The sequence below is a fragment of the Bradyrhizobium sp. MOS002 genome, assembly GCF_003020115.1.
GTDB lineage: Bacteria > Pseudomonadota > Alphaproteobacteria > Rhizobiales > Xanthobacteraceae > Bradyrhizobium.
The window spans coordinates 1-20,685 of sequence record NZ_PYFX01000024.1; the positions used below are offsets into that span (position 1 = coordinate 1).

24 protein-coding genes are annotated in these 20,685 nt (G+C 62.5%); 11 read left to right on the top strand and 13 right to left on the bottom strand.

What is annotated here, in order from left to right; genetic code table 11:
- Window positions 1-217: 217 nt before the first annotated feature.
- Both C7G41_RS33405 and C7G41_RS38890 read right to left on the bottom strand, forming a co-directional pair.
- Window positions 218-928: an acyltransferase gene (locus tag C7G41_RS33405; protein WP_306768078.1), complete on the bottom strand. Its 711-nt coding sequence runs from the start codon at window positions 926-928 to the stop codon at window positions 218-220.
- Complete coding sequence (locus tag C7G41_RS38890; protein ID WP_306768080.1) at window positions 880-1,263, bottom strand: acyltransferase family protein; 384 nt, start codon at window positions 1,261-1,263, stop codon at window positions 880-882. The genes C7G41_RS33405 and C7G41_RS38890 overlap by 49 nt, the downstream gene beginning before the upstream one ends.
- A 1,431-nt stretch (window positions 1,264-2,694) precedes the next feature.
- On the opposite strand from C7G41_RS38890, the gene C7G41_RS33415 reads away from it, so the two are divergent.
- From C7G41_RS33415 to C7G41_RS33430, 4 genes are all read left to right on the top strand, one after another.
- Window positions 2,695-3,372, top strand: coding sequence for an SOS response-associated peptidase (locus C7G41_RS33415; protein WP_106946521.1), 678 nt, complete (start codon window positions 2,695-2,697; stop codon window positions 3,370-3,372).
- Window positions 3,373-3,618: 246 nt separating this feature from the next.
- A complete protein-coding gene (locus tag C7G41_RS33420; protein WP_106946522.1) occupies window positions 3,619-3,822 on the top strand; it encodes a hypothetical protein in 204 nt (67 codons plus the stop codon).
- Between the two features lie 420 nt (window positions 3,823-4,242).
- Window positions 4,243-4,443 (top strand): hypothetical protein, encoded by a 201-nt coding sequence (locus C7G41_RS33425; protein ID WP_106946523.1) that lies wholly within the window; start codon window positions 4,243-4,245, stop codon window positions 4,441-4,443.
- The gene (locus C7G41_RS33430) at window positions 4,440-4,646 is read left to right on the top strand and encodes a hypothetical protein (protein WP_106946524.1); all 207 of its coding nucleotides are present in this window, start codon (window positions 4,440-4,442) and stop codon (window positions 4,644-4,646) included. The genes C7G41_RS33425 and C7G41_RS33430 overlap by 4 nt, the downstream gene beginning before the upstream one ends.
- Here C7G41_RS33430 and C7G41_RS33435 read toward each other — a convergent pair.
- The gene (locus C7G41_RS33435; RefSeq protein ID WP_106946579.1) at window positions 4,640-4,909 is read right to left on the bottom strand and encodes a hypothetical protein; all 270 of its coding nucleotides are present in this window, start codon (window positions 4,907-4,909) and stop codon (window positions 4,640-4,642) included. The two genes, C7G41_RS33430 and C7G41_RS33435, sit on opposite strands and share 7 nt — an antisense overlap.
- A gap of 332 nt (window positions 4,910-5,241) precedes the next feature.
- Here C7G41_RS33435 and C7G41_RS33440 point away from each other — a divergent pair, with 332 nt between their 5' ends.
- Window positions 5,242-5,805 carry a hypothetical protein gene (locus tag C7G41_RS33440; RefSeq protein WP_106946525.1) on the top strand — a complete coding sequence of 188 codons (564 nt, stop codon included), beginning with the start codon at window positions 5,242-5,244 and terminating at the stop codon, window positions 5,803-5,805.
- Window positions 5,806-5,932: 127 nt separating this feature from the next.
- Here C7G41_RS33440 and C7G41_RS33445 read toward each other — a convergent pair whose 3' ends face one another.
- Window positions 5,933-6,181: a hypothetical protein gene (locus C7G41_RS33445; protein WP_106946526.1), complete on the bottom strand. Its 249-nt coding sequence runs from the start codon at window positions 6,179-6,181 to the stop codon at window positions 5,933-5,935.
- A gap of 546 nt (window positions 6,182-6,727) precedes the next feature.
- On the opposite strand from C7G41_RS33445, the gene C7G41_RS33455 reads away from it, so the two are divergent.
- Window positions 6,728-7,498, top strand: a complete 771-nt coding sequence (locus tag C7G41_RS33455; RefSeq protein ID WP_106946528.1) for an EAL domain-containing protein — start codon at window positions 6,728-6,730, stop codon at window positions 7,496-7,498.
- Window positions 7,499-7,564: 66 nt separating this feature from the next.
- On the opposite strand, the gene C7G41_RS33460 is transcribed toward C7G41_RS33455, so the two are convergent.
- A complete protein-coding gene (locus C7G41_RS33460; RefSeq protein WP_106946529.1) occupies window positions 7,565-7,783 on the bottom strand; it encodes a hypothetical protein in 219 nt (72 codons plus the stop codon).
- A gap of 295 nt (window positions 7,784-8,078) precedes the next feature.
- Between C7G41_RS33460 and C7G41_RS33465 the strand changes: the two genes are divergently transcribed.
- The gene (locus tag C7G41_RS33465) at window positions 8,079-8,417 is read left to right on the top strand and encodes a nuclear transport factor 2 family protein (RefSeq protein ID WP_106946530.1); all 339 of its coding nucleotides are present in this window, start codon (window positions 8,079-8,081) and stop codon (window positions 8,415-8,417) included.
- Between the two features lie 7 nt (window positions 8,418-8,424).
- Here C7G41_RS33465 and C7G41_RS33470 read toward each other — a convergent pair whose 3' ends face one another.
- Window positions 8,425-8,616: a hypothetical protein gene (locus C7G41_RS33470; protein WP_106946531.1), complete on the bottom strand. Its 192-nt coding sequence runs from the start codon at window positions 8,614-8,616 to the stop codon at window positions 8,425-8,427.
- A 616-nt stretch (window positions 8,617-9,232) separates the two neighbouring features.
- On the opposite strand from C7G41_RS33470, the gene C7G41_RS33480 reads away from it, so the two are divergent.
- Entirely contained in the window at window positions 9,233-9,418 is a 186-nt protein-coding gene (locus tag C7G41_RS33480) for a hypothetical protein (protein WP_007612773.1), read from the top strand.
- Window positions 9,419-9,692: 274 nt separating this feature from the next.
- Window positions 9,693-10,979: an NRAMP family divalent metal transporter gene (locus C7G41_RS33485; RefSeq protein ID WP_106946533.1), complete on the top strand. Its 1,287-nt coding sequence runs from the start codon at window positions 9,693-9,695 to the stop codon at window positions 10,977-10,979.
- A 147-nt stretch (window positions 10,980-11,126) separates the two neighbouring features.
- Here the strand turns inward: C7G41_RS33485 and C7G41_RS33490 are convergent, their stop codons facing one another.
- Window positions 11,127-11,315 carry a hypothetical protein gene (locus C7G41_RS33490; protein ID WP_106946534.1) on the bottom strand — a complete coding sequence of 63 codons (189 nt, stop codon included), beginning with the start codon at window positions 11,313-11,315 and terminating at the stop codon, window positions 11,127-11,129.
- 171 nt (window positions 11,316-11,486) lie between these two features.
- Here C7G41_RS33490 and C7G41_RS33495 point away from each other — a divergent pair, with 171 nt between their 5' ends.
- Window positions 11,487-12,701: a mandelate racemase/muconate lactonizing enzyme family protein gene (locus C7G41_RS33495; protein WP_106946535.1), complete on the top strand. Its 1,215-nt coding sequence runs from the start codon at window positions 11,487-11,489 to the stop codon at window positions 12,699-12,701.
- Between the two features lie 6 nt (window positions 12,702-12,707).
- On the opposite strand, the gene C7G41_RS33500 is transcribed toward C7G41_RS33495, so the two are convergent.
- The 4 genes from C7G41_RS33500 to rocF form a co-directional block, all read right to left on the bottom strand.
- Entirely contained in the window at window positions 12,708-13,004 is a 297-nt protein-coding gene (locus C7G41_RS33500; protein WP_199198749.1) for a hypothetical protein, read from the bottom strand.
- Between the two features lie 102 nt (window positions 13,005-13,106).
- On the bottom strand, window positions 13,107-13,649 hold the full coding sequence (locus C7G41_RS33505; RefSeq protein ID WP_106946537.1) for a c-type cytochrome: 543 nt from the start codon (window positions 13,647-13,649) through the stop codon (window positions 13,107-13,109).
- Window positions 13,636-14,907 carry a sulfite dehydrogenase gene (gene soxC / locus C7G41_RS33510; RefSeq protein WP_106946580.1) on the bottom strand — a complete coding sequence of 424 codons (1,272 nt, stop codon included), beginning with the start codon at window positions 14,905-14,907 and terminating at the stop codon, window positions 13,636-13,638. Before soxC ends, C7G41_RS33505 begins: the two co-directional genes overlap by 14 nt.
- A gap of 161 nt (window positions 14,908-15,068) precedes the next feature.
- A complete protein-coding gene (rocF, locus tag C7G41_RS33515) occupies window positions 15,069-16,046 on the bottom strand; it encodes an arginase (protein ID WP_106946538.1) in 978 nt (325 codons plus the stop codon).
- Between the two features lie 244 nt (window positions 16,047-16,290).
- Here rocF and C7G41_RS33520 point away from each other — a divergent pair, with 244 nt between their 5' ends.
- A complete protein-coding gene (locus C7G41_RS33520; protein ID WP_106946539.1) occupies window positions 16,291-16,575 on the top strand; it encodes a hypothetical protein in 285 nt (94 codons plus the stop codon).
- 13 nt (window positions 16,576-16,588) lie between these two features.
- On the opposite strand, the gene C7G41_RS33525 is transcribed toward C7G41_RS33520, so the two are convergent.
- Window positions 16,589-19,330 (bottom strand): EAL domain-containing protein, encoded by a 2,742-nt coding sequence (locus C7G41_RS33525; protein WP_199198750.1) that lies wholly within the window; start codon window positions 19,328-19,330, stop codon window positions 16,589-16,591.
- Between the two features lie 59 nt (window positions 19,331-19,389).
- Window positions 19,390-20,670 carry a FecR domain-containing protein gene (locus C7G41_RS33530; protein ID WP_106946541.1) on the bottom strand — a complete coding sequence of 427 codons (1,281 nt, stop codon included), beginning with the start codon at window positions 20,668-20,670 and terminating at the stop codon, window positions 19,390-19,392.
- Between the last annotated feature and the right edge of the window lie 15 nt (window positions 20,671-20,685).

A 20,685-nucleotide genomic window follows, 5' to 3' on the forward strand; every position in this document is an offset into this window, starting at 1 on the left:
GCATTCGGGCAGCAGCGTCGACTGCCCACGATCCGCCTCTTCAATGAAGCGCCTCATTAATTCTCTCCCGAGAATCATCGAGAGAATCATAGCAGCGCAATGGCATTTTCACACAGCCAGGGTCACAAGCGGTCCTGGACCGGCTGCGCGCCCCAGGTCAGCAATGGGCCATGAGCAGATGAAGAAGAGGCTGCCCTGTTATTAAATCTGACTGCTCCTATTCGCATTGAATCATCGGCTCACCCGCCGTACTGAGCGAGACTTCTGTATTTGGCTTTGTATAGACCCGACGAAGCCGAAGGAAAGGCGCTTCCACGTAAGTGAAACTGATGACCGCGACGGGTATCATCAGGGTGAAACATGCGAATGACCACGCCAGCGCAACGTAGAAGTTCGAGATGTCCATCACGTTGCGTTGAATGAATTCCGCTATTTGAAACACGAAGAAGGTATGGAGCAGGTAGATGGAATAGCTATACTCACCGATCTTCGAAAATGCCCATGAAATGCCAGCGCCTCCCATCCTGAAGCTGGTGTCATAGTAGGCGATAAGCGACGAATAGGCCACGGCTTCGGCGGTCGGGAGGATTATCCAGAGCGGATTGCGCTCTGTTCCGTAATAGCCGCCGGCAAAGTCGAACGTCCAGAACCCAACAGTAAACGCTGCGAGTATTCCGACGATGAAAAGATGCCTTCCGGCGAAAATGCGACGATAGCTGAATGCGGTGATGCCCAAAGCGAACTGATCTATGCGGCCAATGATGGTGTAGTACGCGAAATATTCGACTTCCCCGGTCATCAGGAAGATGATGGAGCGCAGGGCAATCGCTGCCGCCACGAAGACGACTGGTGCCCACTTCTGGCGCCTGCTCAGGTAGATCAGCAGGGGCAACGCGATGTAGAAATGCATTTCGACGGTGATGGACATGCGCCATTGAGCCAAGCCGGGACGACGAATCCCGTGGCCATATTTGCGACGTATCCACCCAGGCTCTCGCCCGCCGCATGCCTGCTGATCCCGACTAGGACGAGGACGAGGACGAGGAGGGGTGCGAGCCGGATCAAACGATTCCAGAAAAATGCAGCATAGCTTATCGATTTTCCGTCAAGCAATTTTGCGAAAAGATATCCGCTGAGCACCATGAAAAGGGCCACTCCGGTGTGACCTTCATCGAACAGAGCCAGCGGAAACACAGCAGGGGCGCCCTCGAACGTCCCGGGATAACCGCCAGTGGCATGCGTGAAGTGCCAAGCGAATACCATAAGCACCGCCAATGCCCGAACGTGGTCAAGCCCGATGAAGTGCAAGCCGGATGATGACCTCAATTGTGATCCTCAGCTATCGAAAGTTTGGCGCCCGGAACCCAAACGATTCGGGTCTTAGAGATAGATGAGCAAAGCAACTAACGTTTAAGGCCGGGTTCTCACCAAAGCTGTTTCGGTTCTCGAAGTGGTCAACTGAAAGTCTAACGGTTCGTTACTCGGCTGCTAAAAATTTCCGCAATGGGGTCAAAAGCTGCCTTGGCAGCTCGAATTGCGCGCTTCAGCTTGCCTCCCAAAGGCAGACCTCGCGGCACGCTGAGCTAACGTCGGCTACGGGCCAATAAGCGACGAGATACCCGCTTCGTGTGATATGAAAGAGGCCGCCAACTGAGGCGGGTTTGCAGGCGCGTGGATAGGCCGTCATGTTTGCTTTGTTCGTAATTGTAGTTCTCGTCGCTGTGCTATGGGCACCCTCGTGGATTGTCTTGCGTCGCAATCGTGCTGCCTTTGGCGGAGGGTTGAGAGCAGTGTGGCGCATTTGGATAGCGCAAGTGGTTGCGGCAATCGCGATGATTTATCTGGCAGATAGGGCAGGCTTGCTTAATCCAGCAGGCTACACCCTCGGAATCTGTTTCCTGCTCGGGATGACAGGCGCTTTTGTCCTTCGCCGCTCCAAGCAAACCAGGCCACTGCCAAAATCAAATTAGGCCACTGAGGGTTGAAACAGGCCAGTACCCGTCCCGCATGGGAACAGTTTAGCAACTGTAGAACCTTTCCTGAAAACATGCCGACCGAATGTCTGTCAGGGTCACAAGCGGTCATCAACACGGCGAGCCGGTCGAGGAAGAACCGACGCAGCACTGAGGCCGCCGGCGTTTTCCACAGCCACGACAGGCAGTAGCAGGTTGCCCCTTCCGCCCACTAGGAATCGACAATTTGCCATCACGTTCACAAGTCGCTTTGGTGCCAGCATGGGGACCAAATCACGCGAAGTTATCTAGGGCGGCCAGATCTTGGGGGCAAACGTTCACGCCAAGCACGCCCGCGAAGAAGCCAACAAAGCAATTCGCGATGCCGATCGTGCCGAAGCTCGAGCCTGGTCGATCCGAATGGAGGGTTATGGCGGCCCCTCCCAGCCGTCTCCGACGATCGAGCAATGCTTGAACGGTGGCATGGGCTGGCTCGAGGTGGAGTGCAACAGATGCAAGACGCGCTCTAGTCTGCGTTGAGTTCGATCCGCCGGCCGCGAGATACACCGATCTGGAAGCTCGAAGCTTCCCTCAAGTGTCGATCCTGTCGGAAAGGACGCTATGCGCCTCCCGTCCACATGATCAAGCTGACCGAAACGCAAAGCATCACGCCATACAAGTGGGTCCACCCAAACGAAGAGCGTTAGAGTCCACAAGTCCAAGAGCTTCCAAATAGGCTGATATGTGCAATCTCTATTCGATCACGACTAATCAGGCGGCCATTGCCGAACTCTTTCGGGTCGTCCGCCGCTATGAAGGCAATCTGGCGCCGATGCCCGGCGTGTTTCCGGATTACCCCGCGCCAGTCATTCGCGACGCAGCTGGTGAGCGAGAGATGGTGCTGATGCGCTGGGGCATGCCGCCGCCGCCGCGCACCGGCGGCCCGCCCGTGACGAACATTCGCAACACCTCGTCGCCGCACTGGCGTGCGTGGCTCAAGCCGGATCACCGCTGCCTCGTCCCGGTCAACAGTTTTGCCGAATACGCGCCGGAGCCCAACCCGGAGACGAAGAAGAAAGACATCGTGTGGTTTGCGCTTGCGGACGCTCGTCCGCTGTTCGCGTTCGCCGGGATCTGGACGACTTTCAACGGCGATCGTGGCACGAAGTCGAAGCCGATCCCCGGACCGCATCAGGTGTACGGTTTTCTTACCACGACGCCGAATGCGGTCGTGGAGCCGATCCATCCGAAAGCAATGCCGGTGATCCTGACCACGAATGAAGAGCGGGACGTGTGGCTCCGAGCGCCTTGGGATGAAGCCAAGGCGCTACAACGGCCGCTGCCTGACGAATGCTTGAAGATCGTCGCACGCGGCATCGAGAAGGAAGACGCGTTCGCCGCTGCTACGGTTGCTCGTTAATACCCGTTGGACTGGGGAGTTCATCTTGAATCTGTACGCAGCTGTCCGCTCCAGAGCCGGATACACGCAAGTGTCAGCATTCCAACCGACGCGCCTAGCACGCCCATATCGCCGCTCATCGGTGAGTTGAAAACCGACCCGGCAATTCCGCCTATGATGGCGCTGGCGTCCAAAGAGCCAGATTCCCTTGCGAAGCTTATCTCTAAGCATTAGCTCACAAGCTCGCATCAATGGGAGAGACTTGTCTTGAAATTCGAGTGCGACTTTGTTGTGCGCCACGACAACGGCGGTTTGGAAGTCGAAGAGATCAGGGCGTTCGAAGCTCCGGACTTGCCGACTGCGATCGAGAGGGTCGAAACCATGCTCACGGATGAGCCCTCGGTTGTTCATAAGGCCAATACGGTGCAAATTCGTCAAGGCAACATTGTGAAGTGGTCGAGAGCCGTCTGATTGAGCGAGCGAGGATCTTCCTCAGTTCGGATGGTCAAACGCGATTACGCTTCATCAAGTGCGTCAAGGCCCAGGCCGAATAACTTGTAGAGCGCGCGTGAATGTCGTCGGCTTTGCCGCGCCGAGCGTCGGCAGCGCTCGGTCGGCGCAGACGTCTCACGTCACGCGCGGATCATCCGACACATCCCGGCCGCCGGCTCAGCTCGCTTCTGTCCAAAAGTGAACATTTCCTCAAGTTGAGTAACCCGCTCAAACCACTGAACCTGCTCACGCAATTTAATCCGCCGACATATCATATGATGTGTCTTCGCCGCAGACGACGGGCGTAAGCTTTATCCATCACCGCAAGGCAATTGGCATCGACCGGTGACGAGAACGCCGAACCAGCGCTCCCGCCCCGGACGAACGAGGGAGACGAGCATGCCGACGCGACGACGTTTCAAGCAGACCAGGACACTCGACGAACGGCTCGCCGAGGAGGCCGCGCGGCTTCGCGAGGAAGCGCGCGCGCTCGCGCCGGGGCGCCGCCGCGAGATGCTGCTGCGCAAGGCGCGGCAGGACGAGACCGCCATGCATATTTCCGCCTGGCTGCATTCGCCCGGGCTGAGGCCGCCGACATGAGCCAGCAATATCGCGCATATCTCGTCGGCGACAACGGCGTGTTCCGCTCCGCCGAAGCGTTCGAGGCGGCGTCGGATGCGAACGCCCTCACCTTCGCGCAGCAGTTCACGCGGCACGGCAAGGTCGAGGTCTGGCAGCTCGGCCGCAAGATCGCCGTGCTCGAGCCCGAGCAATCCCCGCCGGAATTTCTCACGCGTCAATGATCGCGTGATGTCGAGGGCGTCCTGAAGGTCTCGATCGCGAACGAGAACTTGACCTGCATCACGGGACCCCCGGCATCGCGAACGTCGATCGCCATCGACTGCCTGCCGCCCGCGGGCGGAGCGGAGAGGATGGCATCGCGCGCCATGTCCGCGACCGACTTGGCGGCCTCCGCCTGAACGGCGCGCGAGCTGGCCAGCTCCAGCCCTTCCTCGTCGAGCGCTACACCGGTGTCGTCGCGCAGGTCGAAATAATATCGGGGCATTGCAGCATCCTTTGCCGTAATAGGTCCGAAACGGGCAAAGGTTTCCCAAGCCAGCGAAAAAATCTGTTGGGGTTCAACGGGTTCCGGGAACCCCAGGCGTCGCTTGCCGCAGATCCCGCGCCCGCCCTTCGCCGGCGTGCGCCCGGTGCCAGCGTCGATCCCGTCGGCGCATGAGCGCCCGCCGCGCCGCGCTTCGTACGTCATGTCTCATTCCATCGAAGGAGGATTTCGCCCGCTGTGTGCGCGGCGTCACGGATACGCGCGCCAGGTCGGCCTATCACTCATCCCACGACGACGGCTTGGAACAAAACAAACAACCAGACAGGTGGACCATGACGAAGACCTTGATGATCACGAAGATGGCGGCAGCGATCGTGTTGGCCAGTGTTGCGGCCGGTGTTGCGAGCAGCTCGGCGCAGGCCGGCTGGGGCGAGAACGGACAGTACGGCAATGCGCCGCAGGCGCGGCCCCAATTCGGTCCCCATTTCAACGGCTATGGCGGCAACGGCGGCCAGCGCCCGGTGGTGGTGGTCCCCGGCCCCCGGCCGATGCCCCAGGTCAATGTCTATCCGCGGCCCGCGCCGCCGGTCTATATCCCGCCGCAGGTCGTGGTTCGGCCGGTCCAGTATCCGGTTGTCGTGAACAGGCCGGTGTACATTCCCACCCCGCAGGTGGTGGAGAAGACGGTCGTCGTGCAGCGGCCCGCCACCGTGGTTGCGGCACCGGCCGTGGCGGCTGCGCCCGCTCCGGTGGTCAACAACAACTGCAACTGCCTCGTGAAGGAATATCCGCAGGCCGGCGTGGTGGTGTTCAGGGATATCTGCACCAAGGAAAGTGCGACCTACACCAATTTGCCGCAGCAGACCACGCAGGCCGTGCTGCCGCCGACCCAGTAATCGTGCGGAAGCCCAGCACTGGATACGATGACAAATCGAACGCGGCAGCATCGCTTGCCGCGTTCGTGCCTTTTCACGACGCGAAAGCGCAGGGGCGAGACGAGATGCGAAACGACATTCGTCCCCCTCACTCCTCCGCAAGCTTCCCGACGATATAGGCATCCACCGTCTCGGCGAACGAGCGCTGCACGCCGACCGCGGTGCCATGCTGGTCGAGCGCATCGCGCTGGAGCACGCGCAGGCCGCGGCCGCGCATGCAGGCCGGCGCCGTGTTCAGATATTGATCGATGGCGCCTGTCGCGAGCGGGATGGCCTTCGGGTCGCCCCTTGCGATCAGAAGCCGCAAGAGGCTCTGGCATTCGGCCAAACCTGGCATGGGATCAGCGCCTCACGCCTGACGCGATTTCGCCGGCCGCTTGACCGGCTGGGTGTGACAGCCGAACAGCGCCAGCAGAAACGCGACTTCTTCCTTCGAACCGACCTGGATCATGATGATCTCCTTTTCGCTTGATTGGTCGGACGCAGCCGGCGGGGCGTTCGAGACTATCTGGTTTCAGCACTGTTTCAGGCGTGTTTCGTCGCGACGCGCCAAGCCCAAATCCAAGTCCGAATCCAAGCCCAAGTCCAAATCCAAGCCCGCCTGAACACCCTGGTTTTTAGGTCTGATCTCGCGTGGGCTTCTCCCAGGACAGCTTGCGGCACCCGGGGCAGCGGAAGATGGACATCGCCCCCTCCGGTGAACTCACCGCGTCGACGAAGGTCATGGGTTTGTTGCAAACAGCACACATCGGCCGCGGCCTGATCTCTTGATTCACCATTCGGCGCAACGCGCGCATGGCGGAATAGGTTGCTATTGCCCCGCTCTTCGCTGTTCTTTAACGCCTGCGACCTAGTTTTCTCCGGCATTTGAAAGGGGGTTGCGATGGCTGTGAAGTGTGCGGGATGTGCCGACGGGAGCGAGCTCCCGTTCCAGTTCAAGATGGCCTTTCAGCCGATCGTCAACGTCGTCGAACACCGCATCTGGGGCTATGAGGCCCTGGTGCGCGGTCCGCACGGCGAAAGCGCGCACAGCGTCCTCAGCCAGCTCACCGACGATCAGCTCTACCGCTTCGACCAGGCCGCACGCGTGATGGCGATCGAAACCGCGGGCGCGCTGTTCGACGACCCGGAGGCGCGGCTGTCGATCAACTTCATGCCGAATGCGGTGTACGAGCCGCGCGCATGCATCCAGAAATCGCTCGAGGCCGCGCGGCGCGCGCGCTTTCCGACATCGAATTTGATGTTCGAGTTCACCGAGAACGAGCGGATCACCGATCCCGCGCATATCGAAAACATCGTGCGCGCCTACAAGGCGTTCGGGTTCTGGACCGCGCTGGACGATTTCGGCGCGGGCTATGCCGGCCTCAGCCTGCTTGCGCGGTTGCAGCCGAACCTGATCAAGATCGACATGGAGCTGGTGAGAGACATCCAGCTCAGCCACCCCAAGCAGGTGATCGTCTCCGCGGTGGCCGCGATCGCGCGCGAGCTCGATATCACCGTGCTGGCCGAAGGCGTCGAGAGCGAGGCCGAGCTCACGTCCTTGCGGGCCGCAGGCATCGCGCTGTTCCAGGGCTACTATTTCGCAAAGCCGGGCTTCATGTCGCTGCCGCAGGTCCGCGGATTTCAGCCGATGGATGTCTCCATCGCCGGCTGACAATGAGGGTGGCGGAAGCCGCCCTGCGCTGGGTGCTCCGGAACAGACCCTCGTTTTTCGGCGCGCTCAATGCGGTCCCGGCGTATCGTCCTTCTTCGTCGGCGGAAGGCCGGGCGAACTGAGCCAATCATCCATATGTGCGGCGGCTTCAACCTGCCGGGCCTTTTTCAAGGCGGCGTCGCGAAGCGGCCCATAGGGCAGCAGCTTCGCCTCATCGCGCAGATTTTGCGCTTCTTCGAGAAGGCGCTGTTTCAACGGTTTGTCTTGCTTGATAACACGCCTCATGGCGCGCTCCTTTCCATGGGAGGAAGGCGGGAGCGCAAGGAGGCGTTCTCATCACCGGTCGTAGCCAGGGTCAATTCGGTGTTGCGCGGATGATGCGCCCGATCAGCACGTTGGGGTGAGTCTTTTATTTCCTTCGAAGTTAGGAACCTATCCGGTCGTCTGTGTCGCTGGCCCCGGCAAGTCTTCTTTCACCCTTCCGCCGAATTCATGAACCAGCACCTGCCAAGGCCTTCACTGCCCATTCATGACCCCGCCTCTAAAGCACGGCCAGCAAAAACGGCACGTAGGCAGGATCATGTCCTTTGACCCGATGGCCGCTGCGGTCGACTGGCTCGATGCCTACCGCGACGGCGATCTCGAAACCATTCTGGCAATGTATGCTGACGACGCGGTGGTCCATTGCGGCTGCGGCGGCATGAAGACGATCGCGGGCCGGGACGGCCTGAGGGCCTATTGGGTCGATCGTCTGAAGACCTATCCCGCGTCCGGCCTGGACAATCTGCTCCCGACCAGTGACGGCGCGGTCATCTCATATGGCGTGGGCGCGCGGGGCGTCGTGAGCGCGACGCTCGCCTTCGATGCCTCCGGGAGAATCGCGGAATTGACGTGCGGCCCTTCCGGGCCTTCAAACTAGCTGTTTTTCAGGATCCGCGCTTCTGCGTGACGAGGCGCAACGAAATGCCGTGCTGCCAGGCTCGCACCCTCACGGCCGCTTCGCTGCGACCAAGTTCGCCGGCGATCTCGTCCGGCCGCCAGCCGGCTTCGGCCAAGGCCTTCAACCGCTCGTGCTCTTCCGCTGTCCACTTCTTCAACAACGGGTAGCGTGATTGCATGGTGGGAAGCTGTCTCGCCTGCGTGGTCGATGCAGGCGATAATCAGCAAAAACAGGCGGAGTTCCTATGCGACATTCTCATGCAACCTGCAGCGCAGCCGTCCGGCAATCGACCGACGCAGTCGACAGGCCTCGCTCACATCCAGACTTCCTCGCGGCACGCATCGCAGCGGAAGATCTGGACCGAACGATCGCGCTTCACGTCCAAAATCGACGTCAGGCGGCGCGTGTCCCTCTCGCATTTGGGGCACGCCGGCGCCGGCTGATAGTGCTGACCCGGCCGCGTTGAGGGGCCCGCCTGCTGTTCACTGCTCATCGCATCGCTCACACTGGAGGACTGAGTTCCTAAGCATCAAAGTGGACATTTGTTCCAATCACGCCCGGTACTTATCCATTGTTCGTTGATGGAGAGCGCGGCCAGGAGGTCCCACGCAACCGACCCCGATCACACATCCAGATCGCGCAACCCCGCGGCCGCGGCGGCAGCGGGCCGCCCGACAGGTCGACTTTAGTTCAAATGCAGCAGGGCGGATTCGGCAGGATGCAATGGGTTCGCGCCATGCTGGAACATCTCCCTTGCGACAGACGCAATCGGGAAAACCTCGGAGAGATCGTCGATGTATGTCGTCGCCGCCGCATTGCTGGTGCTGTCGGGACTGTTCTACTCCGCGAGCCACCACGAGATCGGCTCGTTCGGCGTCACCATGTGCACCTATGGCAGTGCGTTCTGCGACAACCCGCTGATCGTCTTTTCCGGCGCGGCGCTGGCCGGCGCCTGGGGCATGTTCGTCAGCATCAAATAATTCGGACGACACTTGCTCGGGGGACCAACGCCTCGCCGGTGACCATGCGCGGGTTGCGGACTGCGCGACAGCCGTCCCTGGCCGCCCGGTTGCACTCGGGATGCGCGCCAAAGCGGGCACCGGGTATTCTCCGATGATGCCCTTATACAGGTGTTTTGCCCGACGAGTCAAAAGCGATTAGCTTTATCAGAAATGAGCCGGCTCATCCCTATCGGGAACCTTGTTCCCTCATTGGCATTTGTGAAGGACGCGCCCGACCGAGGTCCCTCCTGCCATGACCGACAGTGCCCTCACCCCCACGAAATCCGCGCCGACATTGTTGCAGCGGCTGGGGCCGGGACTCGTCACCGGGGCGGCCGACGACGATCCGTCGGGCATCGCCACCTATTCGCAGGCCGGCGCGCAATTCGGTTACGGATTGCTCTGGACGGTGTTTCTGACCACGCCGTTCATGATCGCCATCCAGCTCGTCAGCGCCCGGATCGGCCGCGTCACCGGCAAGGGGCTGGCCGCCAACGTCATGCAGGTCGCGCCGCGCTGGGCGGTGCTGTCGCTCGTCGCCATGCTCGTTGCCGCCAACACCTTCAACATCGCCGCCGACATCGCCGCGATGGCGGAGGCGCTCTCGCTCGTGATCGGCGGCCTCAACCACGAGCACGCGCTGATCTTCGCGGCGGGCTCGACCCTGCTGCAGGTGTTTCTGCCCTATCGGCGCTATTCGCCGGTGCTGAAATTTCTCACCTTGGCGCTGTTCGCCTATGTCGCGACCGCCTTCACCGTCAAGATCCCGTGGAGCACGGCGCTGCTCGCGGCGGTGTGGCCGCAGACGAATGTCAGCGCCGACTATTTCATGATGGTCGTCGCCGTGCTCGGCACCACGATCAGCCCGTATCTGTTCTTCTGGCAGGCCTCGCAGGAGGTCGAAGAGATGAACCAGGGCAAGCGCGACAAGCCGCTGCGCGAGCTGAAGCGCGGCGGCGATCCGGAGCTCGCGCGTATCAGGACCGACACCATCGCCGGCATGCTGCTCTCCAACGGCATCGCCTTCTTCATCATCCTCACCACCGCCTCGGTGCTGCACGCGAATGGCGTCACCAACATCAATTCGGCGACGGAGGCCGCCGAAGCGCTGCGGCCGCTCGCCGGCGACTTCACGTTCGCGCTGTTCGCGACCGGCATCATCGGCACCGGCCTGCTCGCAATTCCGGTGCTGGCGGGCTCGGCCGCGTACGGCGTGGCGGAGATCTTCGGCTGGCACGCGACGCTGGAAGCGAAGCCCGACGAGGCGGTGGGCTTCTACACCATCATCGCCGCGGCCACCATCATGGGCTTCGGACTCGGTTTCACCGGGATCGATTCGATCCACATGCTGGTCTGGAGCGCCGTGCTCAACGGCATCGTCGCCGTTCCGATCATGGCCATGATGATGCTGATCGTCTCGAGCAAGACGATCATGGGTCGCTTCAAGGGCCGGTCATGGCTCGTCGCGCTGGGCTGGCTCGGCACCGCGTTGATGGCGCTGGCCGTGCTCGCTTTGCTCGGCTCCTCCGCGATCGGCTGACTAGCTAGCCGTTCGAAAAGGCTGCCGATATCTGCGAGGCGATGATGAAGGCCGCGAACAGGGCGGGCACGCTCACGAAGCGCAGGAATTGATCGATCGAAAGCATCGCTGTCTCCCCCAAGACAAAGAACGTCCACGCCCGCCGCGCTATTCCACCCCGTGCGCGGCGTGCTGATCGGCCGTCAGAAACTGATCGGAAATGGCAGCCCCACCCATCGTGAGCAGCGCCAGGAGCGAAATCACAGCCAGAAATTTCATGGCCGGAGGGTCGATCCCGATTGTGGCCAAAAACGTCAAAGCATGGTCCCTTTTCAGGACGATCCCGGGAAAGATCATGGCTGTCCCCACCGGACTCTACGGAGTATTCCGCCGCAGCAAGGCGGCAAAGCGCCCCCGGCGCAGCTCGCCGGGCTTCACTGCGCAGGGCCATTAGCTTAACAGTTGCGGCTGGAGCGGGGCTTGCGAGCCGGCCAAAGAAAAAAGCCCAGCCGGGCGACAGGGAGCGACATGACTAAATCGTCGAAAGCGACAAGTCTCGAAATTCTCGCCTGCGATGCCGGCTGGAGAAACTACCACTTCGTCAAGCTGACGACCGAGGACGGCATCGTCGGCTGGAGCGAATTCGACGAGGGCTTCGGCTCGCCCGGCGTCGGCGCTGCGATCCAGCGCCTGTCGGCCCGGGTCATCGGGCAGAACGTTTTCCGGCACGAGCGCATCTACGCCGAACTGTTCGCGGCCACACGTCCTGCCGCCGGCGGCGTGGTGGCGCAGGCGCTCGGCGCGATCGAGAACGCACTGCTCGATGCCAAGGCGAAGTGTCTCGGTGTGCCCTGCTACGAACTGCTCGGCGGCAAGATCCGCGACCGTGTCAGGGTCTATTGGTCACATTGCGCGACGTGGCGGATCAATCACCCGTCCTGGTACAAGCCGCCGATCGAGAACCTCGACGGCGTCAAGGCGATGGGACGCGAGGTGCGCGAGAAGAAGTTCACCGCGCTCAAGACCAACATCTTCTCCTACGACGACGGCAAGCCAACCGGTTGGCGACCGGGCTTCGGCTCTCCCTTCGCCCCCGAGATCAACGTCGATCGCAAAATCCTGCGCGACCTACGCATGCATCTGGAAGCGATCCGCGACGGTGCGGGCCCCGACGTCGACATCCTGCTCGACTGCAACTTCAACGCCAAGACCGAGGGCTACCTGAAAATCCTGCGCACCATCGCGGACCTCGACATGTTCTGGGTCGAGATCGACAGCTTCAATCCGGAAGCGCTCGGTTACATCCGCAGGCAAAGCCCGCATCCCATCTCGTCCTGCGAGACGCTATTGGGCTTGCGGGAATTCCTGCCTTATTTCCGCGAGCAGGCCATGGACGTCGCGATCATCGACACGCCCTGGAACGGCGTCTGGCAGTCGATGAAGATCGCTGCCGCTGCGGAAGCGTGCGAAGTCAACGTTGCGCCGCATAATTTCTACGGCCATCTTTGCTCGATGATGAACGCGCATTTCTGCGCCGCCGTGCCGAACCTGCGCATCATGGAGATCGACATCGATCGCCTGGCGTGGGACCGCGAGTTGTTCACGCATGAGCCCGAAATTCAGGACGGCCATCTGGTCATTCCGGACCGGCCCGGCTGGGGCACCGATCCAAACGAGGAAGCCCTTCGGGCGCACCCGCCAAAGACCAGCGGCGGATTGCTCAACTACGGCCGCAAGGGCTAGAGCATCCTACGGCGTCACGGGATTGACGGTCGGGGATGTCTTCGGCCCCGGCCGCTCCGGCTCGACCGGCGACTTCTGTTCGGTCGGGAGCACTGCGGCGCCTGCGGCGCGGGCGGCCTCGCCCGTGGTCGCATGCATCGCAACGTGGGCGGGCTGCGTCTTGGCGCGATTCCATGGCCCATGATCGACGACGAGCATCGCAGCAATCGTCACCGCGGCCACAATCAACGCGATCACGCCGGGATGGCGAAGCGCTGAGGACATGGAATTTGCGAACCGATCCGTTGCCATCGTAGAAGCCATACGTTTTCCTCTCGCATGTTAATGCAATCGCGTCCTGCGAGTTCCGCCCTCGGCCCAGGCAAGTTCCCGGCCAATGGCGGGAACTTGACGGCCACGGGGCATTCACTGTTTCACATCCGGCCGCGTATCGCCGACGAACCGGTCGCGGTTCGGCATTTTGACAGCCGCAAGCGATTTGGCATCGAGCGTCGCATCCGCTCCCACCAGCCCGTTCAGGTTCAGGATGTACGCCGACACCGCGTAAACCTCCTCATCGCTCAGCGATTGCGGCGCGTTCTGCGGCATCGCACGGCGGATGTAGTCGAACAGCGTCGGCGCATATGGCCAATAGCTGCCGACGGTCCGGATGGGCTTTGGCGTTGCGATCGTGCCCTGCCCACCGACGAGCCGATCACCCAGCCCGCCCTCGCCCTTGTCGCCATGGCATGATGCACATTGCAGGGCGAACACCTCGCGCCCATGGCTGACCGAGCCGCTTCCCTTCGGCAGATTGCTGCCGTCGCGTCCGATGTCGATATTCCAGCCCGCAATCTCCGCAGCGGTCGCGGGGCGTCCGACGCCGTACAGGCTTTGTGCTTGCGCTCCGCTCGCGAACGCACACAGCACGATGACGACAGCAATGCCGCAAGTCTCACGCCAGCGCATTGGTCACCTCGCCGTCAGCCGCGATGCGCCAGGGCCATATTGCGTTGTTGTGGTAGAAATAGTTCTCGCCGCGTACCGCGAGCAACTCGGAGAGCGTCGGCTGCACATAGCCGGTCTCGTCGATGGCACGGCTCTGGATCACGGCAGGCTTGCCGTCCCACCGCCACGGCAAACGGAAGCGCGTGAGAGCACGCGTCAGCACCGGCTTCTGCAATTGCGCGCTTTGCCAACTCTTTCCCTCGTCCACGGACACTTCGACGCGCGCGATCTTGCCATGCCCGCTCCAGGCGATGCCGGTGATCTCGTGGAAACCGGGTGCGTTCAGGCGCTGGCCTCCCGAGGGCCGTGTGATGATCGACTTCGCCTCCATGTAGAACGAAAATTCACGCGCGGTGCCGTCCGGCAGGAGGTCGGTGTATTTCGAGGTTTCCTCGCGCGAATAAACCGGCTCCGCCGCCACATGCAGACGGCGCAGCCACTTCACGCTCATATTGCCCTCGAAGCCCGGCAGGAAGAGCCGCAGCGGATAGCCCTGCTGCGGGCGAAGCCGCTCCCCGTTCTGGCTGTAGACCAGCATGGCGTCCTCGAGGCATTTCTCGATCGGGATGCTGCGGGTCAGCGCAGCCGCATCGGCGCCCTCGGCGACGACCCATTTGGCGTCCGGCTTCAACCCGGCCTCCTGGAGCACCAGCTTGAGGCTGACGCCGGTCCATTCTGCACAACTCACCAGGCCCACGAGGTCCGACGCTGTCCTGCCGTAAGGCTTGCTGTAGCCGGGATTGCCGGAGCATTCGAGAAAGTGGACGCGCGATTCAGACGGGAAACGCCTGAGATCATCCATTGTGAAGATCAGCGGGCGCTCGACCAGCCCGTGCAGCATCAACCGGTGTTGGGCCGGATCGATGGTCGGAACGCCGCCATGATGCCGCTCGTAGAACAGGCCGTTCGGCGTGATGATGCCATCGAGCTCCTGCAACGGAGTCCGGCTGGAGGCCGAGATGTACTGCTTGAGCGTCTTCGAGATGTTCTTGACGACGCCCTTCTCGAACGGCGATGGCACGCCATAGGGCTGGCCGCCCGTCGGCTCGCCCGGCGCCTTCATCCATTCGGGAATGTTGGGTGGAAGGTTGTCGACCCCGGCGGCAACCGATGCGCCGGCGCCCAGGACGGTCCCACCTGCTACCGCAGCGCTTCCGCGTAGAAAGCGGCGGCGAGTCGTGCCCGCGGATTTGTCGTCGGCGTCGAAGGTGCGGCTCATTGGCGGATCCTCGGCTGTAGCGCGATCCGCATGAAACATTCTGCGACGAGCATTTGCAATTCGCAGCCATTTCAAAAACAGGCGATTTCCATCTGGACTGATCTAAATCCGGCGGCTACGACGGCAGTTCTCTTCTTCGCAGCGCACAAACAGCTCGTCCGTCACTCGCCCGGCGCGATCGCATTGCTCGGGGTCGGCCGGTCGGCGATCTGCTGGCCGAACAGGCTGCCGATCAGTTCGACCGCGGTGCGCGCGGTGCGGCCACGCTCGTCGAGGAACGGATTGAGCTCGACGATGTCGACCGAACCGACCACTCCGGAATCGTGCAAGAGCTCCATGATCAGATGCGCCTCGCGATAGGTCGCTCCGCCCGGCACCGTCGTACCCACTCCGGGTGCGACGCCGGGGTCGAGAAAATCGACATCGAAGCTGACATGCAGGACGCCGTTGTTGGCCTTGACGCGCTCGATGACGCGACGGATCAGCACGGCGACGCCGAATTCGTCGATCTGGCGCATGTCGACAACCCTGATCCGGCGCGTCCGCATCAACTCCTTTTCGAGCTTGTCGATCGAGCGCGCGCCGAACAGGTCGAGCCGGTCGGGATCGATCGAGGCGCGCGGATCATCGCCGAGCAATCCGTCGAGGCCGGGTTCGCCGCACAGGAATGCCGCCGACATGCCGTGCATGTTGGCAGTGATCGTCGTCTCCGGCGTGTTGTAATCGGCATGGGCATCGAGCCAGAGCACGAACAACTCCCGCCCGCGCTCCTGCCAGTGACGGGCCATGGCATTCACCGATCCCATCGACAGCGTGTGATCGCCACCGAGAAAAATCGGCAGCGCGCCGGTTTTCGCGATCTCGTAGCCTCTCCGGCTCAGCACCCGCGTCCAGCGCTGGATTTCGCGGTAGTGATTGGCTTTGTCGGGGGGCTTGTCTGCGAGGTCCCGGAGCTCGGCCACCGAGAGATCGCCGTAATCGACGACTTCGAAATCCAGGCTCTCGAGCAGTGTCGCAAGGCCGGCGGTGCGGAGCGCCGCAGGGCCCATCAGGGTACCGCGCTGCGAAGCCCCCATGTCGATGGGAGCGCCGAGCAAGGCGATGCGCCGGGCTCGATCCGTCGTGGTCCGGTCGGTCACAGCTGTCTCCTGAGATCAGCAAGATTGAGCCAGCCTAACAGAGATTCGCATCCGTCGTTTCACGGAGAAGGTCTGCGCAAGGGTGCATGGAGTCGGAACAAAACCCCTGGCGCCGAATTGCTCTTCCAAGGCCGGTACCCGCCGTAAAAACCACGGCGCCTGTCGCGGATAGCCAAAGGTCATCTGACCCGCTGTTCAGAACGAGCGCTCGCGCGGATAGCCAAAGGTACCGGCCTCGCCACACATGATCAGCCTGGAGGTTGCGCACTTGAACACGGAGATCCCGCAGTCCACCTCACATCCCGGCATGGCCGAGCGCGCCATCGATGCCGCGTCGGACGTATCTCGCACCATCGGTGAAGTCGCAGGTGGCCTGCATGCGGCTGTCGACCGCATGACCTCCGCTATCGACGAAGCGCGAAAGCCGGGCCGGCCCCTCGCGACCGTCGCTGCGATCACGCGCGAAGCGCCGCTCGCCAGCCTGTTCGTTGCTTTCCTGTTCGGCGTCGCGGTCGCGCGTCGGCGCTAGATCGTAACGGTGTTCAGGCGGCAGTGACGGCCGCGCACTCGGACGCGAGGAATTGCCGCTCGAATGCTTCCGCCGGCATCGGACGGCCGAAGAAATAGCCCTGGCCTTCCTCGCATCCCATGCTCACGAGGAAGTCAGCCGTAGCGCGGTTCTCGATGCCTTCGGCCACCACCGTAAGACCGAGCTGCTTGCTGAGACCGATGGTCGACCCGACGATCGCGGCATCGTCGGAGTTCGCGAGCAGACCGAGCACGAACGACCGGTCGATCTTGAGCCCATCGAGCGGAAATTTCTTCAAATAGCTCAAGCTCGCATAGCCCGTGCCGAAATCGTCAAACAGGACGCGGACGCCGAGCTGCTGGATGCGCTTGAACATGTCGAGCACGCGGGCCTCGTCGTGGAGCAGGATGTCCTCGGTGACTTCGAGCTCGAGCAGTGACGGCGTGAGCCGCGTCGCTTCGAGCAGTCCCGCAACCGAATGCGCGAGGTCGCCGGAGTGGATCTGCGAGGGCGACAGGTTGACCGCGACGCGCACGCCCTCGCCGGACAATTCCCAGGCGCGTGCCTGCCGGCAGGCAGTTTCCATCACCCAGTTTCCGATCCGCTCAGACAAGGCCGAGCTATTGACCACCGGCATGAACTCCCCGGGCGAAACGTAGCCGCGCACGGGGTGCCGCCAACGGATCAGCGCTTCGGCTCCGACCAGGCTGGCGTCGACCAGGCGAACCTGGGGCTGGTAGAACAGCTCGAACTCGCCTCGGTCCGCGGCAAGCGCCAATTCGCTCTCCAGCGTCAGCCGGTTTTCCAGCTCTTGCCTGATCGCGCTCTCGAAGATCACATGGCCGCCGCGCCGCGTCAGCTTTGCCTTGGTCAACGCAAGATGGCCGTTGCTCAGGAGATCGTCGGCGTTGTGTCCGCCTTCCGGATGGACCGCGACGCCGATGCTGATCCTTACGCGATGCTGCCGCGTGCCGGTCGCAAGCGGCGCTTCGAACGCGCGCGCGATGCGCTCGGCGAACTCTGCGATCGGCTCGTCGCCATCGGCGCCTTTGCGCGCAATGGCGAATTCGTCTCCGCTCAGCCGGGCAACGACAGCGCCGTCGCGCGCCTCAGCTTTCAGGCGAATAGCGACCGCCTGCAGCACGAGATCTCCGGCGGAATGACCCAGCATGTCGTTGATGCTCTGGAAGCCGTCGAGCCCGATTACGAGCAGCGCGACCTCGCAAGGACGCTGCGCTGCATCCGCGATCATGCCGACCAGTGCGGCATGCAGCGTGTTGCGGTTGACCAGACCGGTCAGCGCGTCGTACTCGGCGAGATATCTGACGCGTTCGGCCTCGCGCTTGCGAACCGAAATGTCGCGCAGAATAGCTCCGTACTGGAAGCCGTCCGTTCCCTGCCAGCCCGAGAAGCTCGCCTCGACCGGGAAAGTTTCACCGTTCTTGCGCCGCCCTTCGAACTCGATGACGACCGCTCCGCCGGGTGCGAGGAGTGCCTGGCGCGCGGCGTCGCGCGTGGACGGCCTCGCCTCACCGTCCACTGGAACGGCACATAGCGTTTCGAACGGGCGGCCGATGATCTCGGCGGGCATATAGCCGAAGATCGCACTGGAGCCGGGATTCCACACGGTGATCAGCTGATCTTCGTCGGTGCAGACGAGGCCATCGCCGAGCGACATCGCGATGCGATGAAAGCGGCTTTCGGCAATGCGCCCCAGGAGACCACGAAAATCGATTTCGTCGAGTGCGATCGCCGTCAGATAAGCCACAATCGCGATATGGAACAGCGATGTGTCGATAATGAAAGGCCATCTTGCCTGCACGAGGACGGCGACCAGCTCGAAGGCCGCCCCGGCTGAGATCAGGACTGCAACGCGAATTCCCGGTGCGAAGCGGCGCCACGAATAAATCATCAGCAGGCAGATCACACCGAGGCCCAGAATCATGCCGGTATCGGAGGTCCATCGCAGCATTCGGTTCTGGAGGATCGATTCTGCTGCCAGTGCCTGGAGGATGGGTCCGGAGATGATGCGACCATTTGGAACGCTGAAGCGGTCGCCGAGTTCAAGCGCCGTCGCTCCAATGATGATCTTCTTGTCTTTCAGCTTGTCGAGAGTGGCCGTGTTGCCGCGGAGAACGTCGACGTAGGAGACACTCGGAACGGAGGTTGTCCGAATGCTGAAATCGATCAGGAAAGGCGGCCGCCGGTTGGCGTCCTGCCCGGCCAGCACGACGGCCATCGACGGCATCAAGGCATCGCCGAGCTTCTCGCCGAACGGATAGCGGCGAACGAGCCCGTCGGATTCGATCGCGACATTGACCAGCGCCGGCCACGACTGGTTGCTGAACGGCTTCAGGGGTCGATTGATATGAGCTGCGCCGCCATTCGGCGCCGGCTGCTTGAAGGACGGTAGGATGGTCGAGCCGCCGACCTCACGCAGCGCCGTGACGAAGGCCTCGTCGGAGGCCGGGTCCGAAGGCGAGCTGAAGTCGACGTCGAAGGCGACGTCCTGCGCCCCCGCGGCCTCTAATTTGTGCAACAATTCCGCATGCAGGCGGCGCGGCCAGGGCCATACCCCGATCTGCTCGATCGAGGGCGCGTCGATGGCAACGACGACGACATTGCCGCTTGCGGCACGCGATTGCCAGGCGAACCGCAAATCGGTCAGCGTGTTGCGAAGCGCACCATGCCACCCCGTGGACAGCACGATCGCCAGCGCGGTCACGACTAGAATATGCGGACGATAGCGCTTCACTCCGGTCCTCCCGCGCACCTGCTTATGCAGGTACGCCCCCTCATCCCCAGGAAATCGCCTCAGTGCTTGTTGTGGCCAAAGGCATTGCCGTGGCCATTGCTGCCGTTGCCGCCGCCATTGCCGTTGCCGTTACCATTGTTGCCCTTGCCGTTACCGGTGGCGCCGTTGTTACCGTTGCCGTTGCCGGAATTCCCATTGCCGGAATTGCCGTTACCGGAGTTGCCCTTGCCGGTGTTGGTCTTGCCACCGGAATTTTCGCTGCCGCCGCCGGAGCCGTCGCTGGACGCACCGGCCGTGGTCGCGGCTATTGTCGTGCTCGCCGCCGACGAGCTGGTGCTGCCAGCCGTCACGCCGCTGCTCGTGGTAACCGCAGTCTGGACTGTGCTGTTGGATGCCGTTGCGCTCGCTTTCGAGTCGCTCCAGACCGTCTCGGTGCTCGCGTGCGCGTTGCGCACCTGTCCGGGGGCTCCGCCGCCGTGGGCGAGCCCGTGCGTAACCTTGTGGACGTTCAGCTTGACCTCGCCGAGCGGGCTCGAGATGCGCACGACGCCGGGCTTGGCGGCACCGCCCTTGGGAGCATGACCGCTGGCCGCCTGTTGCGATGGCTTGGGCGCGGTGGCCGCCTTGGTGCCCTTGTCGGTCGGACCGAGCGCATGGATCGCATGGCCGTTCGCCGCGTTGCGCGGGGCGGACAGGCCGGATTTCGGCACGGGGACGCGCTCGATGCTCGAGGCGCGCGGCTTACCGTGCTCGATCGGATTGAAGGTCCCGGAGCCGCTCAGGGAGAGGCCGGGCTTGCCATGCTCGAAGACGGTGGCGGCCTGCCCAGGCAGGACCTGGGCGATCTGTCCCGTCTTGAAGTCCGAGACCTCGACCTGACCGCGGAGCACGCCGACCTTGGTGCTGCCCGCGTTCACGGTGACGCTGAATTGGGTGCCCTTGACCACGGCGGCGAGATAGGGCGTCTCGACCTCGAAATGCTTGACGTTGCGCTTCTCGACCTCGAGCAGAATCGAACCTGCCTGCTGGATGATGGTGGTCGAAAGGCCCTCCTTGCTCTCGGTCGGCAAGCCGACCACCGAGTTGGGAGAGATCAGGATCGTTTCCTCGCCGCGGACGAGCAGCACGCGGCCATTTCGTCCGGTGCGAATGGTATCGCCGGGCTTGAGTGCCTCCTGCTGATTCAACGAAACCTGCTGCGCGCCACTGGTGGCGACCCAGACCTCGCCGGTGGCTTTGCCGACCGACCAGACACCATCGTCCGCGGCGGATGCAGCGGAGGCCGTTCCCAGGATCAGCGCAGCCGCGAAGGCGCACCGCATTCCAATTTTGCTCAGCATGACGATCCTCAGTCC